Genomic DNA, 376 nt, shown 5'->3' with positions numbered 1-376 from the left:
CAAGGTGAACGCTAAGATGAAGATCCCCAGTGCGGCGAATAACGGCAGATAGTGCCGGCGGCTTCGAAAGCTCATGGTGAAGCTGATCAGCAGTGCAGTGAGCAATATCGCGGCTGGCAGCCAGACCAGTGGATTGGAAAGCCGCTGCGCATATCGAGCGTCAAGCGTCGCTGTCCAGACCACCAACACGGCCAAAAGCACTATGGTTACGATGGCCAGCACCCTCGCCTGTCGCCCTGATCGACGTTGCAGATCATCTACAGTGCGCCAATACAGCCAGCAGGCGCCCAACCACACATATCCCACTACGAGCACGGCGCCACAATACAGCGGAAACAGGCCCGACCATTCCCAGCCGTTCCCGCTGTACTGCCCG

Annotated in this window: 1 protein-coding gene; it reads right to left on the bottom strand. The window is 58.8% G+C overall.

What is annotated here, in order from left to right:
• Positions 1-376: cytochrome d ubiquinol oxidase subunit II (locus ORL50_RS28805; RefSeq protein ID WP_266020102.1), on the bottom strand; the 376-nt coding region annotated here is incomplete at both ends.

The organism is Pseudomonas sp. RIT-562 (assembly GCF_026241895.1).
GTDB lineage: Bacteria > Pseudomonadota > Gammaproteobacteria > Pseudomonadales > Pseudomonadaceae > Aquipseudomonas > Aquipseudomonas mandelii_F.
Note: the sequence above shows the minus strand (reverse complement) of the source record. Positions and strands in the feature narration are given on the sequence as shown.